This is a genomic window from Nonomuraea deserti (genome assembly GCF_004348685.1).
Classification (GTDB): domain Bacteria; phylum Actinomycetota; class Actinomycetes; order Streptosporangiales; family Streptosporangiaceae; genus Nonomuraea; species Nonomuraea deserti.
This window is the reverse complement of record NZ_SMKO01000115.1, coordinates 19,251-29,670: the sequence shown is the minus strand read 5'-3', so window position 1 is coordinate 29,670 and position 10,420 is coordinate 19,251. Positions and strand designations below refer to the sequence as shown.

Annotated in this window: 10 protein-coding genes and 1 tRNA gene; 2 read left to right on the top strand and 9 right to left on the bottom strand. The window is 71.8% G+C overall.

All coding sequences use genetic code 11. The features are described from left to right. Positions 1-559: 559 nt before the first annotated feature. From E1292_RS32150 to nadD, 4 genes are all read right to left on the bottom strand, one after another. Positions 560-632 (bottom strand) — tRNA-Ala (locus E1292_RS32150). 131 nt (positions 633-763) lie between these two features. Then, positions 764-1,393, bottom strand: coding sequence for a histidine phosphatase family protein (locus tag E1292_RS32145; protein WP_132599697.1), 630 nt, complete (start codon positions 1,391-1,393; stop codon positions 764-766). Further along, positions 1,390-1,785: a ribosome silencing factor gene (rsfS, locus tag E1292_RS32140; RefSeq protein ID WP_132516528.1), complete on the bottom strand. Its 396-nt coding sequence runs from the start codon at positions 1,783-1,785 to the stop codon at positions 1,390-1,392. Before rsfS ends, E1292_RS32145 begins: the two co-directional genes overlap by 4 nt. A gap of 90 nt (positions 1,786-1,875) precedes the next feature. Continuing rightward, the gene (nadD, locus tag E1292_RS32135; protein ID WP_132599695.1) at positions 1,876-2,493 is read right to left on the bottom strand and encodes a nicotinate-nucleotide adenylyltransferase; all 618 of its coding nucleotides are present in this window, start codon (positions 2,491-2,493) and stop codon (positions 1,876-1,878) included. A gap of 87 nt (positions 2,494-2,580) precedes the next feature. Between nadD and E1292_RS32130 the strand changes: the two genes are divergently transcribed. Continuing rightward, positions 2,581-3,612: a M48 family metallopeptidase gene (locus E1292_RS32130; protein WP_439331919.1), complete on the top strand. Its 1,032-nt coding sequence runs from the start codon at positions 2,581-2,583 to the stop codon at positions 3,610-3,612. Positions 3,613-3,679: 67 nt separating this feature from the next. Here the strand turns inward: E1292_RS32130 and E1292_RS32125 are convergent, their stop codons facing one another. From E1292_RS32125 to E1292_RS32105, 5 genes are all read right to left on the bottom strand, one after another. Next, positions 3,680-5,818, bottom strand: coding sequence for a serine/threonine protein kinase (locus tag E1292_RS32125; RefSeq protein WP_132599691.1), 2,139 nt, complete (start codon positions 5,816-5,818; stop codon positions 3,680-3,682). A gap of 81 nt (positions 5,819-5,899) precedes the next feature. Next, on the bottom strand, positions 5,900-6,088 hold the full coding sequence (locus E1292_RS32120) for a hypothetical protein (protein ID WP_132599689.1): 189 nt from the start codon (positions 6,086-6,088) through the stop codon (positions 5,900-5,902). Between the two features lie 49 nt (positions 6,089-6,137). Further along, on the bottom strand, positions 6,138-7,409 hold the full coding sequence (locus tag E1292_RS32115; protein ID WP_132599687.1) for a glutamate-5-semialdehyde dehydrogenase: 1,272 nt from the start codon (positions 7,407-7,409) through the stop codon (positions 6,138-6,140). A gap of 88 nt (positions 7,410-7,497) precedes the next feature. Further along, positions 7,498-8,616: a glutamate 5-kinase gene (gene proB, locus E1292_RS32110; protein ID WP_132599685.1), complete on the bottom strand. Its 1,119-nt coding sequence runs from the start codon at positions 8,614-8,616 to the stop codon at positions 7,498-7,500. A gap of 10 nt (positions 8,617-8,626) precedes the next feature. Further along, positions 8,627-9,226, bottom strand: a complete 600-nt coding sequence (locus E1292_RS32105) for a TetR/AcrR family transcriptional regulator (RefSeq protein WP_132599683.1) — start codon at positions 9,224-9,226, stop codon at positions 8,627-8,629. 55 nt (positions 9,227-9,281) lie between these two features. Between E1292_RS32105 and E1292_RS32100 the strand changes: the two genes are divergently transcribed. Beyond that, positions 9,282-10,052, top strand: coding sequence for an SDR family oxidoreductase (locus E1292_RS32100; RefSeq protein ID WP_132599681.1), 771 nt, complete (start codon positions 9,282-9,284; stop codon positions 10,050-10,052). The last annotated feature ends 368 nt before the right edge of the window (positions 10,053-10,420 follow it).

Sequence of the window (10,420 nt, the reverse complement as noted above, 5' to 3'; positions counted from 1 at the left end):
GCCACCCCCCTGGCCCTCCAGGCCCTCCAGGATCGCCCGGACCCGGTCCATGCCCTTCCGGACCTCCCGGACCCTGTCCACGCCCATCCGGACCGCCCTGCCCCGGGCCTCCGGGACCCATCGGCGGGAAGCCGCCGGCATGCCGCCCCGGCATTCCCTGCCGGCCAGGCCCCTGCGGCGGCCTGGAGGGGCCGTGCCCCGGAGCTGGCGGGAATGGGGTGGACATCAGCGACCTCTCGCGACGGACCGGCAGAATCTTCACTGGGTGGCCACGACGGCCGGGAAGCCGTCTCCCACGGAGCGCGAGGGGTCGCCTGCCGTCCTTCGGCGTCCAGGCATGCGTCCGCCCCCGCGCCTGTACCGCACCTGTACCGTGGCCGCCGGGTCGAGCCTACGGACGGCGCGCACGCGGGCGTGTCAGGCGAACACCCGACAACACGATCACGGTTCGGTGGAGCCGGGAGCGCCGTCACCGCCGCTCGGCGGCGCGATCCGGCCCCGCACACGACAACGGCGGCGCCCCGGAAGGACACCGCCGTTGTCGTGCAAACCCTGTGGGTGGAGCTATGGGGATTCGAACCCCAGACCTCCTCCATGCCATGGAGGCGCGCTACCAACTGCGCCATAGCCCCTGGTCACCGCTCCGAGCCCACCCGTTGCGGCGCTCGGAGAGCATATAGCCATCCGCGCTGATTCTCCTAATCGCGCCGGCACACCCGAGGAAGGCCGTACGGCCCCCGAAGCCGTACGGGCCCGCCGGACCTCAGACCTCGGCGTCCGGCCGGTCGTCACTGTTGACGGGCTCCGGCAGGGTGCCGGCGTTGTGCTCGAGCAGCCGCCATCCCTTGCGCCCTTCCTGCAGCACGGACCAGGAGCAGTTGCCCAGCCCGCCGAGCGCCGGCCACAGCTCCTCCGGCAGCCCGAGCAGCTCGCAGATCCCGAGCCGCAGTGCGGCCCCGTGCGAGGCCACGACGAGCAGCCCGTCGTCGTCGAGGCGGCCGGCCCACTTGCGCATGGCGGCCGCCACCCGCGCGGCCACGTCGCCGACGGGTTCTCCGTCCGGCGCCTCCCAGGCCGCGTATTCGTCGGGCCAGCGCGCCGCGATCTCCTCGCGCGTCAGCCCTTCCCATTGACCGCCGCCGCGCTCGCGGAAGTCCTTGTCGACCGCCACGTCGAGCCCGACGATCCGCCCGAGCGCCAGCGCGGTGTCGTTGGCGCGCTGGAGGTCGGAGGAGACGATCAGGGTCGGACGCAGCGATGCCAGCAACGACGCGGCCCTGGCCGCCTGCGCTATGCCGGTCTCGTCGAGAGGGATGTCGGAGTGGCCCTGGAAGCGCCGCTCAACGTTCCACAACGTCTGCCCGTGACGCAGACACACGATCCTTTTACTCAACTGCGGGCCCGCTGCAGATTGGCCTGCATGACGCTCTCCGGCAGCGCGATGGCCGGGCAGTCCTTCCAGAGGCGCTCGAGCGCGTAGAACGTGCGGTCTTCCTCGTGCTGGACGTGCACGACGATGTCGATGTAGTCGAGCAGCACCCAGCGGCCCTCGCGCTCGCCCTCTCGGCGCACGGGCTTGACGTCGGCCTCGGTGCGCAGCCGCTCTTCGATCTCGTCGACGATGGCGCGTACCTGACGGTCGTTGGTGGCGGAGCAGAGCAGGAAGGCGTCGGTGATGACGAGCTGTTCGCTCACGTCGTATGCGAGGATGTCATCGGCCAGCTTGTCGGCCGCGGCCTCCGCGGCGATGCGCACGAGCTGGACGGATCTGTCAGATGCGGTCACGATGCGGGTCTGTCCTCCTGTGTCGGCAGCATGCCTTATGTTGAGCGTACCCTTCCGGGCCGAAACCCCTCACCCACAGCGTGACGACCTTCAGCCGGTGGCGTGATAGAGCCCGCGCTTGTTGATGTACTGCACGATCCCGTCAGGCACCAGATACCAGATCGGTTCGCCCTTGGCGACCCGCTGCCGGCACTCCGACGACGAGATGGCCAGCGCGGGGATCTCCAGCAGCGTCACCTTGCCGTCGGGCAGGCCGGGGTCGTGCAGCGTGTGGCCGGGGCGCGTGCAGCCGACGAAGTGGGCCAGCTCGAACAACTCGTCGGCGTCCTGCCAGCCGAGGATGGCGCCGAGGGCGTCGGCTCCGGTGATGAAGAAGAGGTCGGTCTGCGGACCGTAGATCTCCGAGACGTCACGCAACGTGTCGATGGTGAAGGTAGGGCCGGGGCGGTCCACGTCCACTCTGCTCACGGAGAAGCGGGGGTTGGACGCCGTCGCGATGACCGTCATCAGATAGCGGTCCTCCGCCGCCGAGACCTCACGCTCGGACTTCTGGTACGGCCGTCCGGTAGGTACGAAGACAACCTCGTCGAGATCGAAATGGTGGGCCGCTTCGCTGGCCGCGACAAGGTGTCCGTGATGGATGGGATCGAACGTCCCACCCATCACACCCACTCGCCGCTTCCCCTGGACACCGGGCGCGTTCATCATGAAACGGACCTTACGCGGACGTCCTACGACAACATGATGGCACCCCCCTGAGTGATGTCCGCGCATCACTTCCGTTGCGGACGTAGCATGCCGGGCATGACGACCACCCCGGACCGCAACCGCGTCCAACTGCCCGGCATATCGTCCCGAGCCTACGAACACCCCGCAGACCGGTCCGCCCTGGTCGCTCTGCGTAAGTTGAGTGGGTTCGACACAGTTCTCAAGCAGATGTCCGGCCTCATCAGCGAGCGCCGGTTGCGCCTGATGTACCTTGCGTCGGCCGTACGTGTGAGCGAGACCCAGTTCCGCTCGCTCTACGACATGGGCCGCGACGCCGCCTACACCCTCGACCTGCACCGGATCCCCGAGATCTACGTCCAGCAGGACCCGCAGGTCCAGGCCAAGGCCATCGGCTTCGACGACCCGTTCATCGTCGTGACCACCGGTCTGCTCAACCTCATGAACGAGGAGGAGCAGCGCTTCGTCATCGGCCACGAGACCTCGCACATCCTGTCGGGGCACGCGGTCTACCGGACGATGCTCGACATCCTCACCCGCCTCGCCACCCGCGTCGCCTGGATCCCGCTCGGCTACATCGGCCTGCGCGCGATCGTCGCGGGCCTGGAGGAGTGGTACCGCAAGTCCGAGCTGTCCTCCGACCGCGGCGGCCTGCTCACGGGGCAGGACCCCGAGGCGGCCAAGCGCGCGCTGATGAAGCTCGCCGGCGGCGACTACACCCACGAGATGAACATCGAGGCGTTCCTGGAGCAGTACCAGGAATACGACACCGCGGGCGACCTTCGCGACGGCTTCCTCAAGGTGCTCAACCTGCTCGGCACCACCCACCCGTTCGCGGTGGTGCGCGTGGCGGAGCTGGACAAGTGGCAGCGCAGCGGCGAATACGACCGGATCATCGGCGGCGACTACCCGCGCAGGGAAGACGACGCCAACGCCCGGGTGACCGACGAGATGAAGGCCGCGGCCGAGTCCTACCGCGCCTCATGGCAGCAGTCGCAGGACCCGTTCATCGGCGTCCTGCGCGACGTGGCCGAGGGCGCCGTCAACGCGGGCGAGCGCATCTTCAACCGCTTCTCCCGCCGCGACGGCGGCCAGGGCTGAGGCGAGCGCCGCACGCGGCCGATCAGCGTGATCGACCGCGTGATCCGCCGCGCACGGCGACGGCGGATCAGAGCAGCAGGGCGATGGCGCGCACGGCGGCCGCGCACAGGGCGACGAACCCGCCCAGCACGGCCAGTGCGCGCAGCCCTTCCCTTCGCAGATCGGGCAGGCGCTGGCCGATGCGCTCGATCTCGCGACCGGTGAAACCACCGCACAACATCCCGAACACCACGCCGGCCACGGTCACGGGCGCGGGCTGCTGCCACCAGTCAGCGTCGATCTGACCACCGCCGGTCGCCCAGAGCGCGCCGCCCGACGCCACCGCGACGGGCACGCCGGGCCATACGGCGGCCGTCGCCGCCGCCGCCGCGAGCGCGAACGGGAAGAGCAGCACGCGCAGGGCCACGCGCGTGGCCCGTGAGCTGCGGTTCCTGACCAGCCAATGGCTCATCCACAGGGTCCTGGTCAGCACCACGAGCACCGTCGTGATGGCGATGGAGGCGATCGGCCAGATCACCGAGGTCACCACGCACGGCACGGCCAGCGCGGCGAGCAGCAGCAGGGCGCCGTTGCCCGCAGGCAGCGTGGTGGACGACTCGGCGCGCAGGCCCGTCTTCCGCTTGTCCTGCGGCTTGGTCGCGGCCCTCGCGCGCACGGCCGCCGCCGTCCGCTGGCGTGACGCGGTCACCTTGGCGCGCGGTCCCGTGACCTTGCCGTCGACGCTCGCGCGGCTCCGTGGCGCGGGCACCTTACCCTCGGCCTGCAGACGGCTCCGCGCCGCAGCAACCCCGTCCGTGCTGCCTGTCCTGCCCCGCGCGGCCCCGTCCGTACTCGCCCTGTTCCGCGCGGCCCCGTCCGTACTCGCCCTGTTCCGCGCGGCCCCGTCCGTACTCGCCCTGTTCCGCGCGGCCCCGTCCGTACTCGCCCTGTTCCGCGCGACCCCGTCCGTACTCGCCCTGTTCCGCGCGGCCCCGTCCGTACTCGCCCTGTTCCGTGCGGCCCCGTCGGCGGCTGCCCGGCTCCGTGCGGAACCATCCGCACTCGCCCGGCTCCGCGCCGCGGCACCGTCCGTGCCCGCGCGGCCACGAGCCGCGGCTCCGTCGGCACCCGTCCGGCCGCGCGTGGCGGCACCGTCCGAGTTGGCGCGGCTGCGCGCCGCGGGACCATCCGTGCCCGCCCGGCTCCGGACCGCCGCGCCGTCCGCGTTGCCACGGCTGCGCGCCGCCGCGCCCTTGCCGTCGGCGCCCGTACGGCCACGCGGCGGAGGCACTTTGCCGTCCACACCCGTCCCACCGGCCCGTCCGCGCGCCGGGTCCTCCGTCGTGCGGCTGCGTACGGCCGTGCCCTTGCCCGCCTCCTCGGCCGCCTCGACGGCCCGTGCACCGGTAGCCGCGGGCTCAGGATCGGCCCCGCTCGCCGCCCTGGCCAGCCGCGACAACCGATCGGCCAGCAACGCCGCCGTGGGCCGCTTGCCCGGTTCCCTGTTGAGCGCCGCCCGCAGCAGGGGCAGCAGTTGCACGGGCACGCCCTTGAGGTCGGCCTGCCCGTTCAGGACCGCGTACATCTGCGCCTCGGCGGTGCCCCGCCCGAACGTCGGCCGCCCGGTCGCCGCGAACGCCACCGTGGCCGCCCACGCGTGCACGTCGGCGGGCGAGTCGACCTGCTCGTCGGCGAAGATCTCCGGCGCCGTGTAGCCGGGCGTGCCGAGGAACGTGCCCGTCATGGTGAGCCGGGTCGCGTCGAGCACCTGGGCGATGCCGAAGTCGATCAGGACCGGCCCGCCGCCGCCCATGATGATGTTGCCCGGCTTGAGGTCGCGGTGGACGACGCCGGCCGCGTGGATGATCGCCAGCGCCGCCGCGATGCCCTGGGCCATGTCGACGAGGTCGGCGTCGTCGAGCGGGCCGTCCTGGCGTACCCGATCGAGCAGCGTGGCGCCCTCGATGTGCTCCATGACCAGGTAGGGGCGCGCGCAGCCCAGGTCGGCGTCGAGGACCTTGGCGACGTACGGGCTCTCGACCCTGCGCAGCGCACGGACCTCGCGCTCCAGCCTGATGCGCGAGGTCTCGTCCTCGGCAAGGTCGTGCAGGACCTTCAGTGCGACGTGCTCGCCACGACGGGTCGAGGCGAGGTAGACCTCACCCATGCCGCCGCGGCCGAGCCGCTCGACCAGGGTGTACGGCCCCACCTTGCCGAGCTTGCTCACCGTCCCTCCCCGCCCGGCGCGCCCATAAGGGACACAACCCTAGCGCCGTGACGCGGGTCACCGCGTGAGGCACGCCGAAGGTTAATGGCGCGCGTGGGTGGCGGACCCGGCGGAGAGCATGCTGTCGAGCTCGGCTGTGGGCGCCTCGGACAGCCGCCTGCGGTTGGTCCTGCGCCAGTTGACCCGGCCGCGGCTCTCCAGCCGGAGCAGCAGCCGGTCGGCGCCGAACAACACCGCGGCCATGAGAGCGAGGGCGACGACAATTTCCATGCCCCCAGTCAAACCGCGTCGTCAGGCGCCGGCCATGCCGACACGCCGGTTAACCGGCCACCACCGTGCCCTCCGACGTGCGCAAATGCCCCTCACCGGTGTAGATCCACTTGGTGGACGTCAGCTCGGGCAACCCCATCGGGCCGCGCGCGTGCAGCTTCTGTGTGGAGATGCCGATCTCCGCCCCGAAGCCGAACTCGCCCCCGTCGGTGAACCTCGTCGAGGCGTTGACCGCGACGGCCGCCGAGTCGACCAGCGCGACGAACCTGCGGGCGGCTCGCTGCGACCTGGTGACGATGGCGTCGGTGTGGCCGGAGCCGTAGCGCCTGATGTGGGCCACCGCCTCCTCCAGCGAGCCGACGACGGCGGCGGCGATGTCGAGCGAGAGGTATTCGGCGCGGAAGTCGTCCTCGGTGACCGGGACGACCTCGCCGTACGCGGCGATCTTCGTGTCGCCGTGGACGGTCACTCCCGCCTCGGCCAGCGCCCGCAACGCCCGGGGCACGAACGCGTCGGCCACGTCGGCGTGCACCAGGAACGTCTCCGCCGCGTTGCACACCGAGGGCCGCTGCGCCTTGGCGTTGACCAGGATCTGCACGGCCAGGTCGACGTCGGCGTCGGCGTCGACGTAGACGGCGCAGTTGCCGACGCCGGTCTCGATCACCGGGACGGTGGACTCCTCGACCACCGAGTTGATCAGCGACGCGCCGCCGCGCGGGATCAGCACGTCGACCAGGCCACGGGCGCGCATGAGCTCTTTGACCGAGTCGCGCGTCAGCCCGGGGACGAGTTGCACGGCCCCGGCCGGGACCTCGGTGCCGGCCAGGGCCTCCTGCATGACCCGGACCAGGGCGGCGTTGGAGGAGTGAGCGCTGGACGAGCCCCTGAGCAGCACCGCGTTGCCGCTCTTGAGACAGAGGGCGGCGGCGTCGACGGTGACGTTGGGGCGGCCCTCGTAGATGATGCCGATCACGCCCAACGGCACCCTGAGCTGGCGCAGCTCGAGCCCGTTGGGCAGCGTGGCGCCGCGCACGACCTCGCCGACCGGGTCGGGCAGGTCGGCGACCTGGCGCACGGCCTCGGCGATGGCCGCGACCCTGGCCTCGTCGAGCCGCAGCCGGTCGATCATCGCCTCGGCGGTGCCCTGGGACCTGGCCTGCTCGACGTCCTTGGCGTTGGCCTCGACGATCGGCGCCGCGTGCGCGACCAGCGCGTCGGCGACGGCGCGCAGCGCCCGGTCCTTGGGCGCCCGAGGCAGCGGGGCCAGCTCGGCGGCGGCCTCTCGCGCCGCGTGGGCGACCTTCAGGAACTCTGTGCTCATGGCTACGCTCCGCTCCGCTGCTCAGGGCGCTCGCGCCCCGGCCGTCCTTCGTCATTCACACGGAGCCCGTCGGTCGGGCATCCGGCTCTCAACTGTGAGCTTCCAGTATGACGATGTCGTCACGGTGGATCAGCTCGCGTTCATATTCCGGGCCCAGCGTGCTCGCCAGCTCCCGCGTGGAGCGCCCGAGCAGGCCGGGGATCTCGGCGGCGTCGAAGTTGACCAGGCCGCGGGCCACCACGAGGCCCTCCGGTTCGCACAGGTCGACGGGGTCGCCGGCGGCGAACTCGCCCTCCACCGACGTCACCCCCGCCGGCAGCAGGGACTTGCGCCGCCCCACGATGGCGTCGACCGCGCCCTGGTCGAGGTGGAGCCGGCCGCGCCCGGTGGTGGCGTGCGCGAGCCACAGCAGGCGCGTGCCGGGGTGGCGGCCGCCGGGGTGGAAGTAGGTGCCGACGTCGGCTCCGCTCAGCGCCTGGGCCGCGTGAGCGGCCCCGGTGAGCACCACGGGCACTCCGGCTCCTGTGGCGATCCTGGCCGCCTGCACCTTGGTCACCATGCCGCCGGTGCCGACCGACGCGCCGTTCCTGCCGAGCTCGACGCCTATCAGGTCACCGGCGCCGCGGATCTCCGTCAGCCGGCGCGAGCCGCTGCGGCTCGGCGGGCCGTCGTAGAGCGCGTCGACGTCCGACAGCAGCACCAGGGCGTCGGCGTGGATCAGGTGCGACACCAGCGCCGCCAGCCGGTCGTTGTCGCCGAAGCGGATCTCGTCGGTGGCCACCGTGTCGTTCTCGTTGACGATGGGCACGATGCCCAGCTCGAGCAGCCGGTTGAGAGTGCGCTGGGCGTTGGCGTGGTGGGCGCGGCGCATCATGTCGTCGGCGGTCAGCAGCACCTGGCCGACGCGCAGGGAGTAGCGGGCGAAGGAGGAGGTGTAGCGGGCGACGAGCACACCCTGCCCGACGGACGCGGCCGCCTGCTGGGTGGCCAGGTCACGTGGTCGCGCGGTCAGCCCCAACGGCCCGAGGCCCGCCGCGATCGCTCCCGAGGAGACCAGGACGATCTGCGTTCCGGCCCGGCGCCGCGCCGCCAGCACATCCACCAGCGCGTCGACCCGGTCGACGTCGATCATGCCCTGAGGGGTGGTGAGCGAGGAGGAGCCGACCTTGACAACGACCTTGGACGCTGAGCTGAGGTGTTCCCGCACGTCTGGCAGCTTATCGGCTGCTGGAAAGTGCGACGCGCCCGGCCGCCGCGCGCATGGCGGCGGTGACCTCCTCCGGCGCGTCACCCCGGCGCAGCGCGTACGTGGCAGCCGAGGTCACCGCGCCCGCCATCGCCCCAACCAGCGCTCCGACGAGCACGACGTCGTCTTCCTCCGGGTAGCTCCGGCACAACGCGTCGACGATGCGCCGCTGCGCGTCCAGCAGCCGCCGCATCATCCTGGCCTGCAGCTCGGGGACGGTCAGCATCAGCTGCACCCGGACGTCGGCCATCCCGGTGGCCAGGTCGGAGCCGGCGACCTCGCTGATCATGCGCTGGACCGCCGTGGCGAGCACGTCGGGCAGCGACTCGTCCGCCCCCCGCTCCTCGATGATCCGTACGGCCAGCTCGACCCGCGTGTCGGCGTCGGCCAGGACGACGTCCTCCTTGGTGGGGAAGTGCAGGAAGAACGTCCTGGTCGACACGTCGGCCGCGGCCGCGATCTGGGCGACGGTCGTCACCTCGTAGCCCTGCCGCCGGAACAGCTCCACCGCCGCCGCGATCAGCGCCTCGCGCGTACGCCGCTTCTTCCGTTCCCTCATCCCCTCCGCCATGGCGGCCACATTACTACATTGACTGCATCTCTTCATTCGATGTAGTAATTTATCCATGGGAATCCGTACTTATGTCGTCACCGGTGCCGCGTCGGGCATCGGCGCCGCCACCGCAGACCACCTGGAGAAGGGCGGCGACCGGGTGATCCGCTGCGACGTGCGCGACGCCGACGTGACCGCCGACCTGACCACCCCGGCGGGACGCGAGCGGCTCGCCTCGGAGGTGGCGGCGGCCTCGGACGGCCTGATCGGCGGCCTGATCGCCGTGGCCGGCAGCGCCGTCCCGTCGCCGCTCACCGCACGGCTCAACTTCTTCGGCACGATCGCGACCCTGGAGAGCCTCCGGCCCCTGCTGGCCGGATCACACCTGCCCAGGGCGGTCGCCGTCTCCTCGCTGAGCGCGATCGTGGCCGCCGACGACACCATCGTCGACGCGTGCCTGTCCATGGACGAGGAGGCAGCCGTGGCCGCCGTCACGACCGCCGTCGAGGCCGGCCGGGGCCGCATCGTCTATCCGTCCACCAAGCTGGCGCTCAACCGCTGGCTCCGCCGGGCCGCCGTCAGCCCTGCCTGGGCAGAGGCAGGCATTCCGCTCAACGCGGTCGCACCGGGTGTGGTGGACACGGAGACGGCGAGAACGATGTTCCTGGACGATCCGGCCGCCCGTGCGCTCGTGTCCTCCATGATGCCCCAGCCCCTCGGTTTCCCCGGGCCCGTCTCCGCGATCGTGTCCCTGCTCGCCTGGACGGTCAGCCCGGACAACGCGTTCATGACCGGCCAGATCCTCTACGCCGACGGCGGCGCCGAAGCCACCCTCCGCCCCTGACCGAGCGGGCCGGAGCCGCCCCTCCGCAAGCCTGTCGTGCCCATGCGCCCGCCAAGGCCGTCACGCCGTGCACCCCCGGCGGAGAAACGCTGCCAAACGCGCCTAGGCGCCGCCCACCGGCGCCGGATGGCACCACGATCCACACACCCGATCGCGCCCGCGCCCACCCGGGGCGCACATCACCCTCGGCTCGATCCAGCATGGAAGGCGCACGTACCCACGACCCCGCCTGCCCGGAGGCGCGCACCCGCCCCAAAGGCCCGCCGACCCGGGGACAACCGCCACCCCGTCACGCTCCATTCAGCACGGGAAACCTGGCACGGACCAGGCCAGGGCTCACCCGCACCAGAGCATTTAGAAGGCGCCGA